Below are 18,125 nucleotides of genomic sequence, written 5' to 3'. Positions count from 1 at the left end.
GGCCCATCAACGACCTTGGCACGCCCATTGCGCAAGCCTCGCTCACATTCCAATGACAAGAGGCACCGCCCCATGCTTTCCGAACTGCCCATCCAGCCCGCCACCCGCGCCTTCCTCGAACGCAAACTGAAAATGCGCATCGGCGCCGACTGGCAGGACGCCGCCAGCGGTCGCACCCTGTCGTTCCGCAACCCGGCCACCGGCGAGGTGCTGGGCGAAGTACCCGCCGCCGACGCCGACGATGTCGACCGCGCCGTGCGGGCCGCGCGCCAAGCCTTCGACGACTCGCGCTGGAGCCGCCTGCGCCCGCGTGAGCGGCAGAACATGCTGTGGCGCCTGGCCGACCTGATGGAGCGTGACGCGCAACAGCTGGCGGAGCTTGAGTGCCTGAACAACGGCAAGAGCGCCGCAGTGGCCAAGGTCATGGACGTGCAATTGGCCATCGACTTCCTGCGCTACATGGCCGGCTGGGCCACCAAGATCGAGGGTAGCACCGTCGAAGCCTCGATGCCTTTGATGCCCAACGACCAGTTCCACGGCTTTGTCCGCCGCGAGGCGGTAGGCGTGGTAGGTGCCATTGTCGCCTGGAACTTCCCGCTGCTACTGGCCTGCTGGAAGCTGGGCCCAGCCTTGGCCACGGGCTGCACCGTGGTGCTCAAACCGGCCGACGAAACCCCTCTGACTGCACTGAAACTGGCCGAGCTGATCGAGGAAGCCGGCTACCCGGCAGGCGTGTTCAACGTGATCACCGGCACCGGCCTGAATGCCGGCGCAGCCCTGAGCCGCCACCCCGGCGTCGATAAACTGACCTTCACCGGCTCTACCGAGGTCGGCAAGCTGATCGGCAAAGCGGCCATGGACAACATGACCCGCGTGACACTGGAGCTGGGCGGCAAATCGCCGACCATCGTCATGCCCGACGCCAACCTGCAGGAAGCCGCTGCCGGCGCTGCCACAGCTATCTTCTTCAACCAGGGCCAAGTGTGCTGCGCAGGCTCCCGGCTGTATGTGCACCGCAAGCACTTCGACAACGTGATCGCCGACATCGCCGGTATCGCCAATGGCATGAAGCTGGGCAGCGGGCTGGACCCTTCGGTACAGATGGGCCCGTTGATCTCGGCCAAGCAGCAGGACCGTGTCACCGGCTACATCGAACTCGGCCGTGAGCTGGGCGCGACCATTGCCTGCGGCGGCGAAGGCTTCGGGCCGGGTTACTTCGTCAAGCCAACGGTGATCGTCGATGTCGACCAGCGTCATCGCCTGGTGCAGGAAGAAATCTTCGGGCCGGTGCTGGTGGCTATGCCCTTCGATGACCTCGACGAAGTGATTGGCATGGCCAACGACAACCCCTACGGGCTAGGGGCGAGTATCTGGTCGAACGACCTGGGGGCGGTGCACCGGATGATCCCGCGTATCAAGTCGGGCTCGGTGTGGGTCAACTGCCACAGCGCACTCGACCCGGCGTTGCCGTTTGGTGGCTACAAGATGTCAGGCGTCGGCCGCGAGATGGGCGCGTCGGCCATCGAGCATTACACCGAGCTGAAGTCAGTGTTGATCAAGCTCTGATCTTTTCCTATACCGGCCTCTTCGCAGCACAAGGCTGCGCCTACAAAAGCACGCGGTCCCTGTAGGAGCAGCCTTGTGCTGCGAAAAGGCCGGCACAGGCAACCCAAACACAACAACAAAAACATGGAGCACACCATGAAGCACACGCTCGCCTGCACGTTGGCACTTTTGTTCAGCACAACCCTCACCCAAGCCCACGAGCTCTACAACCAAAACGGCACCACCCTCAACGCCGACCTCGAAGCCCTGTTCGGCGTCTTCCACAGCGACGAAAGCTACAACCAGGCCGGCAACCGCCAACCCGGCAGCAGCAACTGGCGCGAGGGCTACGTCAAATACGGCCTAAGCGGCAGCCAGGCCCTGGCCGACAGCGGCGCACTGTATGGCGCCGTCAACCTGCTCAGCTCTGCCACCTGGGGTGATGGCGACGCTGCAGGCCTGACGCTCGGCGACGAACGCCGCACCGCCTTCGAAGACCTGTACCTGGGCTGGCGCTCAGCCAACCTGTTCCCGGCCCTGGGCGAAGATGGCATCGACCTCTCCGGTGGCCGTCAGGTGGTGACCCTGGGCGATGGTTTCCTGATCCAGGGCGACCCGGTCAACCTGGGCAAGGTCGACCTGGGCGCGAACTTCGACCGCGGCGGCGCCTATTACCTGGCCGCACGCAAAGCCTTCGACCGCACCGCCGTGCTGCGCCTGGGCGGCAAGCAAGGCTGGCGTGGCGACCTGATGTGGCTCAAATCCGACAACCATTACCAGGCCAACACGTCGATGGCGGTGACCAACATCGAGCATGTCGCCGACGCTGGCACAGTCGGGCTCAGTTGGATCCGCGGCCTCGACGTCGACCAGCGCTACGCGCAGATCATGGGCCTGGAGCACCGCGACGGCATGGACACAGTCAGCCTGCGCGGGCGCGGTAACCTGGGGGTCAAGGACCTGGAACTGGCCGGCGAATACGTCACCCAAGACCGCACAGGCGGGCGCGAGAACGCTTGGTACCTTGAGGGCAACTGGACGTTTTCCGAACTGCCCTGGACGCCAACCGCCACCTACCGCTACAGCCGTTTTTCGGAAGATTTCGACCCGCTGTTCTATGGCCTGAGCCGCGGTTACGGCACCTGGTTTCAGGGCGAGGTGGCCGCCAACTATGCCGGGCCCTTCAACAAGAACAGCCAGGTGCACCACGTCGCGCTCAAAGGCAAGCCGCGTGACAACCTGACGGTGGGGACGTTGTACTTCGACTTCGACACACTTGACACCGACCAGGGCAACCTGGGTGGGCGTGAGCTGGACCTGTATGTGGAATGGATGGTCAACGAGCACCTGCTGATCAGCCCGCTGGTGGGGTTCTACAAGCCGGAGCGCAGTGCGGCGAATGGCGGTACGCAGATGGGTAGCCGCGATACCGGGACCTATATGCAGTTGGTGGTTGGGACTTTCTTCTGACTGAGGATCTTGGGGCCGCTGTGCGGCCCCTGGGTCTCAGGGCCTGCCCTGCTCCGCCAGCCACCGCCGCAGCATCATCTGTTGCGCCTCGGAGTGGCTGCTCATGACCTCATCCAACGCCTGCCCAGCCAGCACCGCGCGCACCACCGGCGCCAGCTCCACCCCCTGCAAATGCCAAACCCCCAACGGCTGATCCGCCGTCACTACCACTTCGGCCTCATCCACAAAACCATCACGCAACACCGGCCTGCGCGCTACCTGTACTGACTGCCAATCGGCCGCCAAATGCAGCGACTGGGCATCGGGCCAACCCCGCCGACGCGCCCAGAACGGCAGCCCTGCGCGTGTCTGCTCCTGACTATAAAAATCCCGCCCGATACGGGCAAAGCGCATGAACAACTGCTCAACCCGCTGTTGATGAAATTGACGCGCCAGCGCAGCCCGCTCGGGCCGTCGCAACAGGGTATTGATCACCACAGGCGCCTGCAGCGCCGACGACAGCGACTGGAAAATTCCGTTCCCCGAGAGTGGGTCAACCGCCATCGCAGCATCCCCCACCCGTATCCAGTCATCCCCCACGCATTCGCCGGCCAGTATCGCGGTACTGCTACGGGCATGTACCTGTGCAGGTTCCATCGCCTGCGCCCCGAACAATTCGGCCACTAACGCCGAGTCACGGCGCCGTGTGGCGCAGTACTCAGGCAGGGCGGCCTTGGTCGGCACCCCTTGGGCATCGACGGTAATCTGCCAATAACAGCGCCCATCGGCCAACCTGGCCATCCAGGACCAGCCGTCGTCCAGGCTTTCCACCGCCGAAGCCGGTGCGCCAGGGGCGTCATGCCAGACGTTGAGCAAACTGATCGTCTCAGGTCCGCGCATGCGGTCAGCTGCCAACGGTGCCTGGCGCCCACGGGCCTCAACCAGAAATTCAGCCTGCAGCATTTGCCCGTCGTCCAGGCGCACCTGATGACCCTCGGCACGGGCCACCTCACGGATGCGCCCTTCAACCAGCGTCACTCCCGCCCGTGCAAGGTCATCACGCAAGGCACGGTCGAAGCGTTGCCGGTCGAGCAGAAACTCCTGGTTCATCTGCAGGTGCTCGCCATTCCAGCGCACCTGACGTGTCGCTGGCATCGCCGCCTCGCTCAGGGCCCGGCCCAGGCCCGCGTGCCGCAGACCTTCCAGTACCCGCTGCGAAACGCCTTCCACGGCAGCAAAGCGGCGCCACTCAGATACCACCGTGACCAGGTAGCCCAGGCGGCGCAGGCCGATCGCCGTGGCAGCCCCCGCGGGGCCGGCACCCAGCACCACGATGTGCGGCTCACTCATCCTCGGCACCTCGCCGCTCAGGGCCGCTGAATGCGGCATGGGCGCGCAGCCAGTCGAACACCTGCTGCCGGCCCATGCCGGGCCGCTCACGCAGTAACGCTGCAACGCGCCCGCTCAGCGCAGCGCAACCCAGGCTTGCCCCAGCCAGGCCACCGGCGCCGACATGGCCACCGAAGTCCGCCTGTGCAGTGCCCAGCCAGGACCACTGCCCCGGTGCACAACGCGCATCGCCGGTCATGCGAATCACGCCCGGGTAACTGGCCGGGTACACCGCCCCACCCTGCGCCGGGCTGGAGGCGCACAGCAGCACGCCAGCCGCCTGGGCCTCGGCGCAGGCCTGGTGCAGCACGGGCCGGTCCTGCAGCAGGCCGAGGCTAAGGTTGATCAGCGTCGCCCCCTCTTCCACCAGCCATAACAATGCGGCGGCCACCTGCAACGCACTGGTGCTCGCCTGCGCAGAAAACACCTGGGCCAGCAACAGCGGCACCGGGCCAGACTCACGCAGCAGGCCTGCAACAACGGCACTGCCGTGGCCTAGTTGGTCGGGCAACGCTTCGCCTTCGCGCAGCTGGCCGTCCTCAAGCCAGAAACGCCGTGCGCCCAGCAAATCCAGTGCTTGGTCCGACGAGCAACCGCTGTCGATGACCCCGACACGCAACTCATTGCCCATGCTTGATGGCCTCCTGGGGCAACACCTTCAGTTGCCCATCATGCAGGTGCAAATGCAAGTCGGCATCGGCGAGGGTCGAGGCTCGGTGGCTGATCAGAATGCGCGTGCGCCCGGCAAACAGCTGGTCGATGGCCGCGATCACTTCGCGCTCGGTCGCTTCGTCTACCGCCGACGTGGCCTCGTCCAGCACCAGGATCGCAGGGGCCTGCAACACCGCGCGGGCAATGGCGATACGTTGCTTCTGCCCGCCAGACAGCTGCTGGCCACGCTCGCCCAACAGCCCGTCCAGCCCCAAGGGCAGGCTTTCGACCAGGCTGTCCAGGCGCGCCAGGCGCACCACCCGCTCAAGCTCGGCACGGCTGGCTTCGGGCACCCCGTAGGCAAGGTTCTGCGCCAGGGTGCCACGGAACAACACGATGTCCTGGCTGACCACGGCAATGCGCCGACGCAGCGCCGCCAGGTCGAGTTCGCGCAGGTCGGTGCCATCCAGCAGGATGCGCCCGGCGTCCGGGTCGTAGAACCGTTGCAACAGATCGATCAAGGTCGACTTGCCGACCCCAGAGGCGCCGCTGATGGCGACCTTCAGGCCACCCGGCACGCAGATATTCACGTCGCTCAGCACCGCGCCTTGGCGCCCGTCATGGGCGAAGTGCAAGGCCTCCAGGCGCAATTCACCTGGCCCGTCTGGTATCGGCTGCGGCGTGTCCGCCTGGCGCACGGCAACGGCTTCTTGCTTAAGCTCCATTACCCGGCCCAAGCTCACGGCCATGCGCTGCACCGCCACATACAAGCCCAACAGGCTTTGCACCGGCCCGACTGCCATGCCCATGTACGTGGAAAACGCGATCAGCGCGCCCAGTTGCCAGGTACCTTGAATCACCCACCAGCCGCCTACCAAAAAGGCGCAGGCGCGGCACCAGGAGGTCAGCGTGCCGGGTATCGCCTGGGTAAAGAACTCGGTCACCTGCACCTTGAGCAACTGGCTCATGTAGCCCTGACCCAACTGGTCCAGGCGCCCGGCTTCGCGCCCCTGCTGGCCCGCGGCCTGAATGAACTTCATGGCCGGCAGTGTCTCGACCAGAAACGACGACACATCGGCCGAGCGCTCACGCAGGCTGCGCACCTCGCGCTCGACCTTGCGCCGCATCCAGCGCAACCACAGCACCTCGATCGGGATCAGCAGCGCCAGCAACAGCGACAGCTGCCAAGACAACATCAGCATCAAGGCCACCGCCCCCATCAGCCCGATCACGGCAGACACCGCTGAAAACAGCGAGTCCACGGCAAAGCGCTGGATTTCGGCGACGTCGCCATCCAGCCGCGAAAGGATATCGCCGATGCGCCGCCGCCCGTAAAAAGTGGGCGACAACTGTTGCAGGTGGCGGTAAAGGTCATCACGCAGCGCGAACAGAATGCGCCCGGACAATCGCGTATGCAGGTAGCGGTTGACCCCGGCCAGCACGGTGCCCAGCAGGCCCGCAGTGATCATGATCGCCGCCATGTGCCAGAGGGTCTGGTAGTCCTTGGCCAACAGGCCTTCGTCGATCAGTGTCTTGACCAGCCAGGGTTGCGCCAGGGCCAGCAGTGACGCGCCCAAGGACAAGCCCAGCAGCACACCGATGGCGCGTCGATGGGGGCGGACGAAACCATACAGCCAGGCCAACGCCTGACGCATGAGGACAGGGTCGCTGGTCTCTACCAGCCTTGCGAACAAACCACCCATGTCAGCTACGCAACTGCTTGAGCTTGCGGTACAGCGTCGCCCGGCTGATACCCAGGGCCTCGGCGGCGGCCGAGACGTTGCCCTGGTGGCGGCCCAGGGCGCTGCGAATCAGCTCCAGTTCATTGTCCTTGAGGCTGCCGGACGGCGTCGTGCCGCTGGCCAGTTCATCGAGCAGGCAATCGGTGAGGTGATCGAGGGTCAGCACCTGCTCACCGTCCTCGCGCATGGCCAGCGCGGTGCGCACGACCATCTCCAGCTGGCGGATGTTGCCTGGCCAGTCGAAGCCTTCGAGCAAGGCGCTGAGCGCCGGGTCCAGGCTCACGCCCTTGGCACCGGACTTGTCCAGCAGCCCTTGGATGATCCCGGCCAGGTCGTCACGCTCGCGCAGGGCCGGCAGGCGCAGCGAGACGCCATTGACCCGGTAATAGAGGTCTTCGCGAAAATGCTGTTCAAGCACCAGGCGTTTGAGGTCGCGGTGGGTGGCGCAGATCAGCGCCACGTCGATGTCCTGCTCGTCACCCGCGCCCAGCGGCGCCACGCGGCGCTCTTGCAGCACCCGCAACAGCCTGGCCTGCAGGGCCAGCGGCATGTCGCCGATCTCGTCGAGGAACAGCGTGCCGCCATGGGCCTGCATCAGCCGCCCGACCATGCCGCCACGGCGCGAGCCGGTGAACGCCCCTTCGCGGTAGCCAAACAGTTCGGATTCGATCAGCCCTTCAGGAATGGCCGCGCAGTTGACCGCCACGAACGGCTTGTCGGCCCGCGGGCTGGCCTGGTGCAGGGCCCGGGCGACGACTTCCTTGCCGGTGCCGGTCTCACCCAGCAGCAACACCGGCAGGCCATTGCCCAGGCCCTGGCGGGCCATGCGCAGGTTGCGCGCCAGGCGTGGGTCGTCACCGGCCAGTGCATCGAGCGCCGGTGACCTGTTGGCCAGCGCCGGCTTGCTCACCGCCACGCTGCCGTTCAGCTGGCCGTGACGTGGCAGTTGCAACGCGCGGAAGAAGAACTCGCCCTTGGCCGTCTGCACACTGCTGACACCGCCCTGCCACAGCCGGGCGATGAAGGCTGGCGAGCGCTCGCCGAGCAGGTCGCTGCTACGCCGGCCAATGAGGTCCTGGCGCGGCACCTGCAACAATTGGCAGGCACTGTCGTTGGCCGCCAGCACTTCGCCGTCCAGGCTCAATGCCAATAGACCGTGCCAGGCGCTGTTGAGGTACTGCGGGCGGCTGTGGAAGGCCAGCACCAGTTGCTCGGGGTGGCACAGGCCGAACAGCCGACCTTCGATGTTGCCGGCTGCCAGCATCAGCGTCGACAGGCTGTCCTGCGGCTGCGCCATCACGCCTTCGCGGGTGATGTCGAGCACACCGATCACCTCGCCCCGCGGGTCACGCAGCGGCACCGAGGTGCAAGAGAACGGGCTGAGGCGATCGAGGTAGTGTTCGCCACAATTGATCAAGGTCGGCCGCCCTTCTACCACGGCCGTGCCGATGGCATTGGTGCCACGCAGGGATTCGCTCCAGCAACTGCCTGGGTGCAGGTCACGCAGGCCTTCGCGGCTGAGCACGTGGGTTTGGCCTTCGATGGCCAGCACGTTGGCCTGGGCATCACCGAGGATGATGATGCCCGCCTTGCCCTGGCGCGAGACCAGGTAATCCAGCTCGGGGGTGACGGCATCGACCAACAAGCGGTTGCGCTCCAACAGCATGCGCAGGTCATGGCCTTGCTCCAGGCCCAGGCCGACCTGCTCGCCTTGCAGGCAGTCCAGGCCATGGCCCAGGCTGCGGCGCCAGGACGCGTCGATTTCATCGCGCAGCATGCCCAATGGCAGCTCGCCTTCGCTGGCCAGCTTGAGCCGGGCCTGGCGGGATTCGTGTAGCGGGTCTTGGGCGTTTGTTATTAGTTGTCGCGCCATTTTCTACTCCGGCTGCGCCCCGCGAGTGGCGGGGTACAGGCTTGGGAATTTTTCGCAGTGTGCGGGAGAAAAGGCTGGGCGTCATCTGGTTGATGGGTTGGGGTATGGCTGGAAGTGCATGGCTTGGGTTTTGTGTGCGGGCAGAGATCGAGCGCCGCCCGCGCGGCGCTTCGCGGGGCAAGCCCGCTCCCACATCTGTTTCGGGCCAGTTACTCCTGTACCTATGGCGCGCGGCCCCCTGGGTGCATGGCTGGAGATAGATGAAGGACCGCAGCGCTACCCTCGATACTGGATTGGCAAATACAGCGGACAGAGGTGAGCTCACTGGAGTGACTGGCCCGAAACAGATGTGGGAGCGGGCTTGCCCCGCGAAGCGCCGCGCGGGCGGCGCTCGATCTCACAGGCGCCAAACCTCTGTAGGCGAATAGCTTGATCTCAAAGGCTACGCAGTACCTGTGGGAGCGGGTTCACCGGCGAAGAGGCCCTCAACGTCGATCACGGCTGCTGATACTGGCTCAGGTACTTGTCCACCGTCGCCTTGCCATCCCCCGCCTCCCCCGCCACCTGCCACAACCGCCGCTCGATCCCCTGCGCCAGCAAATGCCCCACCGCCGCCTCGATCGCCGACAGCACGCACAGCTGCGCCGGCTCATTGGTGGTATACCCCACCTCCGCCTCCAGCAACTTCTTGAACTCGATGAACTTGAACACCCCGGCACTGCGCCCAACCGAGTAGATGGTCTTGCTGGTCATGACGTTGGCCAGCACCTGCCCGGTGCGCACATCGACTGCGCGCAGGTTCACGGTCACCTGGTCGACGCGGTACTCGCGGGAGATGTCTATGCCTAAGTAACGCGCCCCTTCCCCGCCACTGCGCACGTTGGTGTCATAGGCGATGATGCCGCCTTCGAGCATCAGGTTGGCGGCCTGCAGCGGCGGCAGTTCGCCCATGATGTTCTCTGCAACATCCGGCTTCTTCTGTGAGGCGCGGATGATCTTGCGTTCGGTCAACAGGTTCTGCAGGCCTTCACGCTCCAGCACCACGAACCAGCCACTGGCGCTCAGGGCGTCCATCAGCATGCTCGCCGCGCCTTGGGTGACGCTGGTCGAGAACGAACTGGCCGGGGTGGGTTTGTACTGCCCGGTCTGGTCGCGGAAGCCATACACCACCGCCATCAGCCGGCCTTTAGGGCGTGGCATGTTGATCAGGTCGTAATAGGTCGAGGCGCGCGGGGTCAGGGTCGGGGTTTCCGAGTCCTGTTCGGCCGACATGGGTTCGCGCAGGCTGCAACCACTTTGCAGGCCAAGGGCGGTGAGGATCAGCAGCGTGCTCAGCAGACGTTTCATGGTGTTCTCTCCCCAACATAAATGCCTTCCCCTCTCAGGGGTTTAGGCCGCTGACCTCAATGATCGAAATTTCTCCTGTGGCGCGGTCGGTGACCTTGATGCTCAGCGCCCCTGAATCGTCGATAACGTCGATCAGGAAGGCATCGGTGGCCATGCTTCCGGTGCTGCCATTGCTGATGTTGTCCAGCAGCTGCGACAACATCCGCGACTCCAGCTGATTGCTGAAGCGCTCCAGGGCCGAAGTGCCCGAGAAGGCAGACGCACGGTCCTTGAGGTCGGGGTCGTCGTAGTCGTTCTGCGCCTGGGCGTTGTTCAGCAACCAGGTGCCGTTGAGCGGGTTGCCGCCGAAGGCCGGGTTGACCGGGGTGTACACCAGCTCGGTGGCCTGGGCAGCACAGGCGCTGGCCAGCAGGCAGGCGGCGATGCAACGGGGAATGCGGGTTTTCATAGCTCGTCCCTCTCCAGATCGGTGGTGTCCTGCAGCAGGCGTTGCAACTTGCGTTGGATGATCTGCTGCTTGACCAGGTCGGCGGCCGCGACGGCCTCTTCTTTGAGTTCCGTGGTGTTGGGTGGCAGGAAGCGGCGGTACATCACGTCGCGCTCGAACTCCACGGTGATCAGGCTGCCCCAGCGGGCATCCGGGCGTTCGCGCACTACCAGGTTGAAGTCCAGGCGGCTGGTGGCACGCAGGCGGTCGGCGAAGTAGTAGTAAAAATCGTGGCCGATGTGCGAGATGGTGTTGTCGACGATAAAGCCCATCATCTCGTCCTCTTCAGCCGCCTTCAGCGCGCTGCTCAGCGAGCTCGCCAGCAACAGGCTCAGGCACAGCGCAGCCAGGCGGTTCATGGCGTGTCTCCCGGACCGGCATGGGGCTGGGCACCGTTGGGGCTGTCGGCGAACGCCTGCTCGGCGACGAACTGCCAGTCGCTGTAGTGCTCCAGCCCTTCGAAGCCCGACCACTCGGCGGCAAAGCCACTGCGTTTGAACGGGGTGGCGTCCGAGCGGCTGTGCACGCCGGTGATGCGGCCGTCGATCGAGCGCAGCAGGCCCCAGTCGTCGCTGTTGCTGATCGGGTCCGGGTAGAGCCTGCGGATGTGCCGCTTGGCCTCGGGGAAGCGGTTGTCCTGCAACAGGTCGGCCAGGTCCTGGGGGTACTGGGCCAGCCCCGGCGATGCGCGGTAGTAACTGCGCAGGGCTTGGGCGTACTGGCTGCCGACCCACAGCAACTGGCGCTCGTGGTCGCGCTGGGCGGCACTCGACCAGACCGTCCCGGTGGCGGCCAGGGCCACGCTGCTGACCGCGATCAGCAGCAGCACGCCCAGGTAGGTGAAGCCGGCACAGGCCTTACCATTCAGCATAGAGGCTGCCATCACGCGCCCTCCCTGTAGCGCCGCTTTTGATGTCGGCCACGCCACCGGCCACACCTTCTGGCGGTGGCACCAGTTGCCAGGCATCGCTGCGTTCGGTGATCGGATCCACCGGGGTGTTGCGCAGGTAGCGCAGCTCGACCAGTTGCTCAAGCGAATCGGGGTAGTGCCCGGTGTCGCCGTAGAAGTGGTCCAGCGACTCGCGCAGCACTGCCAGGCTCTGGCGCAGGGTGGCCTCGCGGGAGCTCTCCAGGCTGTTGAAGTAGCGCGGCATGGCGATGGTCATCAGCGTGGCGATAATCGCCATCACCACCAGCAGTTCGATCAGGGTGAAGCCTCGGCTGCGTTTCATGGCCGTCACCATTGCCCGTAGGGGATGTTGTTGAGGCCTTTGCCACGGGCCTTGGAATACACGTCGAAGACGTCTTCGCCTTCCCGTGGGCTGTCGGGACTGCTGTCGTAGGCACGCAGGCCCCAGGCCCCCTCATCGTCCTCCTTGGCCGCCAGCAGCGGGTCGTGGGGGATGCGCCGCAGGAAGTAGAACTTGGCCCCCTTGGCACTGCGCACATCACGCACCCCGTCGACCAACACCTGCAGGTTGGGCGGGTAGCCGCTGGCATCCAGGCGTTTTTCGATGTAGCCGGCGTCAAAGGCGCGCTTGTAGGCATCGATGGCATCGCGGATCTGGTACAGCGCCTCGCGCAGTTGCTGCTCCTTGCCGCGGCGCACCACGGTTTCGGTCAGCGGCGCGGCCATGCTGGCGAGCAGCCCGAGCAGTGCCAGGGTCAGCACCACCTCGATCAGGCTGAAGCCTTGCATGCGGCGTTTCATGGGCGTGGGCTCCCGTTGGCAGGCACCACGGCCATTTGGCTTTCTACTACCGGCGTGTCACCGGACGGCGTATTGCCCGGTACATCGGTTGGCGGCAGCGGTGCCATCTGGCGGACTTGCAGGCTCGACTCGGTGCCGGTGGCAAACTCCATGTCCGACGGGCTCTGGTACGGCAGGTTGCGCACGATGCGCGGGGTGATCGCCAGCACCAGTTCGGACTTGCTCATGTCGTCCTTGTTGCTGCCGAACAGCCGGCCCAGGCCGGGGATGTCGCCCAGGCCGGGGATCTTGTTGCCGCTGGCGTTGTGGTCGTTACGCACCAGCCCGGCCAGTACCTGGGTTTCGCCGTCGTGCAGGCGCAGGCTGGTCTGGGCGTTGCGGGTATCGACCTGAACCGGAATGGTGCCCTGGCGCGTGGCCTCCAGTGGGGTGGCGTTGCTGACCTCCAGCGCAATCTTGATCGCCACTTCGTTGTTCAGGTGCACGGTAGGCTGCACTTCAAGCTTCAGGCCCACGTCCAGGTAGGTGACGCTTTCGGTGATCACGGGGCCCTGGGTCGACGGCACCGAGGTGGCGCTGATAATCGGCACCCGCTGGCCGATGTGGATGCGTGCCTGCTCACGGTTGCTGACGCGGATCACCGGGCTTGCCAGGGTGTTGATGTCCTTGTCCTGGGCGTTGATCTTGGCTTGTGGGGCCGGCGAGATACTGATGCGGCTGGAGTCGATGCCGCGCAACTGGTCCAGCACGCTGACCGGTTTGCCGTCGGAGGTCAGCACGCCGAAGGTGTTGGGCCATTGCAGGCCGAGGTCGAGGATGCGCGAGGTGGCCACCTCCATAACCTCCACTTCCAGTACCACTTCAGGGTTGGACTGGTCCTGGGACTGCAGCAGTTTCTCGGCCATGCGCACCGCGTCGGGGCTGTCGCGCATGGTCAAGGTGTTGAGGCGCTCGTCGACGAACACATCGCGGGTCTTGAGCATGGTCTTGACCATGTTCAGCGCGGTGTTGGCGTCGATGCTGGTCAGGTAGAAGGTGCGCATGACCAGTTCCTGGTAGTCCTTGGCCTTTTGCGGCGAGTCGGGGTAGATCATCAGGGTGTTGTCGTTGACGATCTTCTGGCGCAACTGATTCTGCTCCAGCAGCAGGGCCACGGCGTCCTCGATGCGGACGTCGCGGACGAAGATGGTGGCCTTCATGTCCGGGCGCAGGTCTTTGTCGAAGATGAAGTTGATGCCAGCGACCTGGGACAGCACTTCGAAGATGGTCTTCAGGTTGGCATCACGAAACTCTAGGGTGACCGGGCGCTCCAGCTTGCTGCGCAGCTGCGGGAAGGGCTGCGCAGTGCGTGCCTGGACGTTCTCGATGTCGCTGCGCAGGGTCATGCCCTTCTGGTTCTGCGGGTCCAGGCGCAGCACTTCGCGCATGTAGCGCTCGGCACCGAACAGGTCGCCCTGGCGCAGGGCCGCCTGGCCGAGGGCGACGCGTTCGTCGAGGGTGCGGATCAGCTCCAGTTGACGGATGCCTTCCTGGGCACGGCGGTTGTTGGGCTCGATGCTCAGCACCCGGCCGTAGCCCATGCGCGCACCGGCAAAGTCGTGGCGGATACGGTCGCTGTCGGCCTGGCTCAGCAGTGCCTCGACCGCCGCCTGGCGGCCATGGGCCAGGGCGATGTTCAGTTCGGTGTCGCGCGGGTCTTCACGCAGGGCCTCTTCCAGGCGCGCGATGCCGGCTTCGTACTGCCCCTCCTTCATCAGTTCTGCGCTGTCTTCGCGTACCGCACTGGAGCCGCAGCCGGCGATGGCCACGCACAGCGCCAACAGCAGGAACGGAGCAGGCTTGCACAGCTTCGATGACTTCATGGTGCGCTCCCAACAGACAAGGTCTGCGACTGATGCAAAGGCAGGTAGACCAGGCTCAGCTCGTTGGCCGAGACCCGGTCGAGGCGGTAGGTGTCTTCGATGACGTCGCCCTGGCGCACGACGTAGAGTTTTTCGCCGCTCTGCAGAAAAACCTGCAGGTCGTCGCGATCGCCCAGGCGGCCGACGAACTGGAAGGGCAACGCCGGTGCCGTGGGTGCGGCAACCACCACGGGTGTGGCGATGATCGGTTGTTCGGTGACGGTGGCCAGGGCCTTGGGTTTGGTCCAGCGCTGGCTCGGGAACAGGTCGGTGGAGGCCTGTTCTGGCCTATTCGCGGGCAAGCCCGCTCCCACCGGTTCCATGGGCACCCCCGAACCTGTGGGAGCCGGCTTGCCGGCGATTGGGGCGTCCTCGACTTGCTGGCCAAACCAATGCCCAGGCGCCCACGCCAGCGCGGCAGAAAGCCCAAAAAACCCGAGCCAGACCAACCCACGTTGAGTATTCATCACGACCTCGACAGGTAGAGGGTCATGCGCAGGCGGGCGTTGAGCTCGCTGTCGCCGATGCGTTTGCGTTGCAGCTCAAGGTCTTCCAGCACCAAGGTCGGCAGCTGGCCAAGCAGGCCCTTGAGGAAGCCACGGATCTGCGGGTAACTGCCGCGGACCGGCAGCACGATCTGGTAGCGCGCCAACTGGGTTTTCGGGTCGATGCCCAGGGCGTACTCGCCGCGTGCCAGGCTGATGTGCTCGGCACTGGCCAGGTGATACAGCCGCTCGATCAGTTCGCTGGCCTGCGGCTGACCGGGCAGTTGTTGACGCAGGGTGTCGAGGGCCTGCTGCTCGGGCTTGACCGCGATTTTCAGCTCACCGCGCTGCACCCGCCCTACTTGCACACTGGCGTCTGCCTCGCTGGCCCGCAGTTCGCGCACGCTTTGCCATTGCGGCAATACGCCGGCCACTGCCACGCCGACCACCAGCAGGCCAACGGCAACGGCGGCCAGGCCCACCGGGCCGATACGGCGCAGGTGCTCCTGAATGATCAGGCTGCTAAGCGGTTCAGGGGCGCGCATGGCCGGTCTCCCAGGTGGCGGTCAGGGTGAAACGCACCGGGTGCTCCGGCTGGCTCACCATCACCTCGTGATTGAGCAACGAAACATCGCTGAGCTCGGCACTGGCCTCCAGGCGCTGGTGGTACTGCAGCATCGCCTCCAGGTTGCGCGCCTCGGCGGCAATGCGGACCTGGCCCTTGCGAGCGTCCGGGGTCAGGCCAAGCAGCGCCACATCGTCCTGCGGCAGTGCTTCGAGCATGGCGAACAGTTGCTGCCAGGGCCGTTGCAGCTGCTGCGAGACATTGCGCATCTGCGCCAGGCGCTCGGCCTGCTCGCGGCTGGCTGCACTGCTTTGCGGCGCAGCGGTGGCTGGGCGCCGGCCCAGTTGCAGCTCCAGGCTGTGCAGGCGGCCTTCGAGGTCCCCTTGCTCGCCCTGCAGGTGGTGTTGCAGCAGCACCAGTGCGGCCACCCCTGCACAGCCCAGGGCCAGCAGCGACCAAGCCAAGGCGCCATTGCGGCGGGGCTGGAATTCCAAGTCGAGGCGGCGCATGTCAGGCCACCGCCCGCCACATGGCGCACAGGGGGTCGGCTTCGCTGGCCGGCTGGCACAGCTGCACCGCTGCCAGTTGCGGCACGTCGCCGCGGCCGGGCGCATGCAGGTAGACCCGTGGCAGATGCTCGCCGTACAGCTCGCAGGTACGCTCGATCAACGCTTGCAGGGCCTGGTCGGTATCGGCACAGCCTTGCGCCAGCACCTGCTGCCAGGCACCGCCAGCAGCCAGCAACAGCACGCTGCGGCGCGGCTCGGCGAGGACGAACAGGAAGTCGCCTTGTGCCAGCTGCGCCGAACAACGGTTGTAGGCCGCCATCAGGTACGGCTGCACCGAGCGCAGGCTCAGGCGGCTTTCCCGGCCCAGCGCCTGCAGCCGTTGCAGCAAGGCCTCGGGCAACGCCGTGGCAATGCGTGCGGCACCTGCCGGCTCCGGCGAGAGGACGATGCGCCAATCACCCAGCGACTGGCTGTAGAGGTTCTCGAAGCAGGCCCGCGCATAAGCATCCAGCTCGCGTGGATGGCCAATGGCATCGCTCCACGGCACCAGGCAGAAGCGGCTGTAGCGGGCCGACAGCAACACCCGCAATTGGGCGCCGCGTACGGCGTGCTCGGCCAGCAGTGCGCCCAGCGCCTCGACGGCAGCTTCCCAGGCCGGTTGGGCGGCGTCGCAGCTGAATTCGCGACTGCCCAGCCACTGGTGCTGATTGCCTTTCCAGCAACCCAGGCCAACACCCTCGGCGCCGAGCACGGCACAGTATTTATGAGCAGCACGATCACGCAATGAATGTGACACGGTTGATCTCCTCAAGGGTGGTGCGGCCGTCACGGACCAGGTCCAGGGCCGAGGCCCGCAGCAAGCGCAGGCCGCGCTGGCAGGCGAGTGTCTTGATCTGCGACAGGGGGCGGCGTTCGACGATCATCTGCCGCAGGTCATCGTCCAGGTGCAGCAGCTCGGCGATGGCGCTGCGGCCGCGATACCCGCTGCCACGGCACTGGCCACAGCCCTGGGCGCGGACGAATGTCCAGCCGGCCACGGCGGCGCGGGTCAGGCCCGAGGCCAGCAGGGTTTCATCGTCCACTTCGCAGGCGCTGGCGCAGTGCGGGCAGGCCAGGCGAATAAGGCGCTGAGCCAGGATGGCGTTGAGCGCCGAGACGAAGCTGTAGGGGTCGACCTGCATCTGGCTGAAGCGGCCGATCACATCGAAGACGTTGTTGGCGTGGATGGTGGTGAACACCAGGTGCCCGGTCAGGGCCGACTGCACGGCGATCTGTGCAGTGTCCGGGTCGCGGATCTCGCCGACCAGGATCTTGTCCGGGTCGTGGCGCAGGATCGAGCGCAGGCCGCGGGCAAAGGTCAGGCCCTTCTTCTCGTTGACTGGGATCTGCAACACGCCGGGCAGTTGATACTCGACCGGGTCTTCGATGGTGATGATCTTGTCAACGCCGTGGTTGATCTCGCTGATCATGGCGTACAGGGTGGTGGTCTTGCCGCTGCCGGTGGGGCCGGTGACCAGGATCATGCCGTAGGGTTCGGCGGCCAGCCGGCGCAAGGCACGCAGGGTTTCGTCGGCAAAGCCCAGGGCCTGCAACTGCACGCCGCTCACCTTGTCGGACAGGTCCTGTTTGTCGAGCACCCGCAGCACGGCGTCTTCGCCAAAGATGCTGGGCATGATCGAGACGCGGAAGTCGATCTGCCGCTCACCCACGGCGACCTTGAAGCGACCGTCCTGGGGCACGCGTTTCTCGCCGATGTCGAGCTCGGCCATGACCTTGATGCGCGAGATCACCTGATCGGCGAAGGCGCTGCCGCTGGCCTTGCCGGCGCCGTTGAGCACACCGTCGATACGGTACTTGATGGTCAGGCCCTGGCCGGTCATGCCCAGGTGAATGTCGCTGGCGTGCAGTTTGAGGGCGTCGTAGAGGGTCGAGTTGACCAGCTTGACCACGCGGCTCTGGTCTTCGCTGATGCTGGTCAGCGACAGGCGTTGCAGCGGGTCGCTTTCGCTGCTGGCTTCACTGTCGTGGTCAAGCGCATCGACCGCGTGGAAGCTTTCTTCATGACGGGCCAGAAACGTCGCCAGCTCGGCGGCGTGCGCCAGGTACAGCGGCGCGCCTTGCAGCACATCGTCGATCCAGGCCAGGCGCGCAGGGTCGAAGGGGTCGGAGAACACACCCATCAGTTCGCCGCCCTGCTCGATCAGCACGAACTCGCGTTTCAGGCACTGGGCCAGGCTGACCTTGTCGAAGCGGGGGGTGCTGGCCAGCAGCGCTTGGCTGTGCAGCACGGGGTAATGCAGGGTGATGCCGAGGCGGCGGGTGAAGGTGTCCGGGGTGTCGTTGGCCAGGCGCTCCAGGCAATTGAGCAGGCGTTCGTCACTGGCTTGCAAACGGGCCTGGGCCAGCAGCTCGCGTGTAAAACCGGCAATCTCGAGTACTTCGGGCATGGCCTGCGACTCCGCTCAGGGGGC

General features: G+C 65.5%; 18 protein-coding genes. 2 read left to right on the top strand and 16 right to left on the bottom strand.

From position 1 onward, the window contains the following. The first annotated feature begins 72 nt into the window (after positions 1–72). Both QOS90_RS12940 and QOS90_RS12935 read left to right on the top strand, forming a co-directional pair. Complete coding sequence (locus QOS90_RS12940; protein WP_085272951.1) at positions 73–1,566, top strand: aldehyde dehydrogenase family protein; 1,494 nt, start codon at positions 73–75, stop codon at positions 1,564–1,566. 135 nt (positions 1,567–1,701) lie between these two features. Next, the gene (locus QOS90_RS12935; protein ID WP_085272952.1) at positions 1,702–3,015 is read left to right on the top strand and encodes an alginate export family protein; all 1,314 of its coding nucleotides are present in this window, start codon (positions 1,702–1,704) and stop codon (positions 3,013–3,015) included. A gap of 36 nt (positions 3,016–3,051) precedes the next feature. On the opposite strand, the gene qhpG is transcribed toward QOS90_RS12935, so the two are convergent. The 16 genes from qhpG to QOS90_RS12855 form a co-directional block, all read right to left on the bottom strand. After that, positions 3,052–4,344, bottom strand: coding sequence for a flavin-dependent monooxygenase QhpG (qhpG, locus tag QOS90_RS12930; RefSeq protein ID WP_085272953.1), 1,293 nt, complete (start codon positions 4,342–4,344; stop codon positions 3,052–3,054). After that, positions 4,337–5,014: a subtilisin-like serine protease QhpE gene (gene qhpE, locus QOS90_RS12925; protein ID WP_085272954.1), complete on the bottom strand. Its 678-nt coding sequence runs from the start codon at positions 5,012–5,014 to the stop codon at positions 4,337–4,339. The genes qhpG and qhpE overlap by 8 nt, the downstream gene beginning before the upstream one ends. Next, positions 5,004–6,737: an ABC transporter ATP-binding protein gene (locus tag QOS90_RS12920; RefSeq protein ID WP_027593458.1), complete on the bottom strand. Its 1,734-nt coding sequence runs from the start codon at positions 6,735–6,737 to the stop codon at positions 5,004–5,006. Before QOS90_RS12920 ends, qhpE begins: the two co-directional genes overlap by 11 nt. 1 nt (position 6,738) lies before the next feature. After that, positions 6,739–8,649 carry a sigma-54-dependent Fis family transcriptional regulator gene (locus QOS90_RS12915; RefSeq protein ID WP_085272955.1) on the bottom strand — a complete coding sequence of 637 codons (1,911 nt, stop codon included), beginning with the start codon at positions 8,647–8,649 and terminating at the stop codon, positions 6,739–6,741. 495 nt (positions 8,650–9,144) lie between these two features. After that, a complete protein-coding gene (locus tag QOS90_RS12910) occupies positions 9,145–9,996 on the bottom strand; it encodes a CsgG/HfaB family protein (protein ID WP_085272956.1) in 852 nt (283 codons plus the stop codon). Positions 9,997–10,030: 34 nt separating this feature from the next. Continuing rightward, the gene (locus tag QOS90_RS12905; protein ID WP_027593461.1) at positions 10,031–10,444 is read right to left on the bottom strand and encodes a curli assembly protein CsgF; all 414 of its coding nucleotides are present in this window, start codon (positions 10,442–10,444) and stop codon (positions 10,031–10,033) included. Then, on the bottom strand, positions 10,441–10,842 hold the full coding sequence (csgE, locus tag QOS90_RS12900; RefSeq protein WP_085272957.1) for a curli production assembly/transport protein CsgE: 402 nt from the start codon (positions 10,840–10,842) through the stop codon (positions 10,441–10,443). The genes QOS90_RS12905 and csgE overlap by 4 nt, the downstream gene beginning before the upstream one ends. Next, positions 10,839–11,366, bottom strand: a complete 528-nt coding sequence (locus tag QOS90_RS12895; protein WP_085272958.1) for a type II secretion system protein — start codon at positions 11,364–11,366, stop codon at positions 10,839–10,841. The genes csgE and QOS90_RS12895 overlap by 4 nt, the downstream gene beginning before the upstream one ends. Further along, entirely contained in the window at positions 11,341–11,715 is a 375-nt protein-coding gene (locus QOS90_RS12890; protein ID WP_085272959.1) for a type II secretion system protein, read from the bottom strand. The genes QOS90_RS12895 and QOS90_RS12890 overlap by 26 nt, the downstream gene beginning before the upstream one ends. Positions 11,716–11,720: 5 nt before the next feature. After that, positions 11,721–12,194: a type II secretion system protein gene (locus QOS90_RS12885; RefSeq protein ID WP_033694024.1), complete on the bottom strand. Its 474-nt coding sequence runs from the start codon at positions 12,192–12,194 to the stop codon at positions 11,721–11,723. After that, positions 12,191–14,056, bottom strand: coding sequence for a secretin GspD/PilQ domain-containing protein (locus QOS90_RS12880; RefSeq protein ID WP_027593466.1), 1,866 nt, complete (start codon positions 14,054–14,056; stop codon positions 12,191–12,193). Before QOS90_RS12880 ends, QOS90_RS12885 begins: the two co-directional genes overlap by 4 nt. Further along, entirely contained in the window at positions 14,053–14,562 is a 510-nt protein-coding gene (locus QOS90_RS12875) for a hypothetical protein (RefSeq protein ID WP_085272960.1), read from the bottom strand. Before QOS90_RS12875 ends, QOS90_RS12880 begins: the two co-directional genes overlap by 4 nt. Further along, complete coding sequence (locus QOS90_RS12870; protein WP_027593468.1) at positions 14,562–15,125, bottom strand: GspMb/PilO family protein; 564 nt, start codon at positions 15,123–15,125, stop codon at positions 14,562–14,564. Before QOS90_RS12870 ends, QOS90_RS12875 begins: the two co-directional genes overlap by 1 nt. Next, on the bottom strand, positions 15,112–15,654 hold the full coding sequence (locus tag QOS90_RS12865; RefSeq protein WP_085272961.1) for a pilus assembly protein: 543 nt from the start codon (positions 15,652–15,654) through the stop codon (positions 15,112–15,114). Before QOS90_RS12865 ends, QOS90_RS12870 begins: the two co-directional genes overlap by 14 nt. 1 nt (position 15,655) lies before the next feature. Next, positions 15,656–16,450 (bottom strand): hypothetical protein, encoded by a 795-nt coding sequence (locus tag QOS90_RS12860; RefSeq protein WP_085272962.1) that lies wholly within the window; start codon positions 16,448–16,450, stop codon positions 15,656–15,658. Next, positions 16,431–18,101 carry a GspE/PulE family protein gene (locus tag QOS90_RS12855; protein ID WP_027593471.1) on the bottom strand — a complete coding sequence of 557 codons (1,671 nt, stop codon included), beginning with the start codon at positions 18,099–18,101 and terminating at the stop codon, positions 16,431–16,433. Before QOS90_RS12855 ends, QOS90_RS12860 begins: the two co-directional genes overlap by 20 nt. Positions 18,102–18,125: the final 24 nt, after the last annotated feature.

It is taken from the genome of Pseudomonas sp. LAIL14HWK12:I10 (assembly GCF_900184205.1).
Classification (GTDB): Bacteria; Pseudomonadota; Gammaproteobacteria; order Pseudomonadales; family Pseudomonadaceae; genus Aquipseudomonas; species Aquipseudomonas kermanshahensis.
Note: the sequence above shows the minus strand (reverse complement) of the source record. Positions and strands in the feature narration are given on the sequence as shown.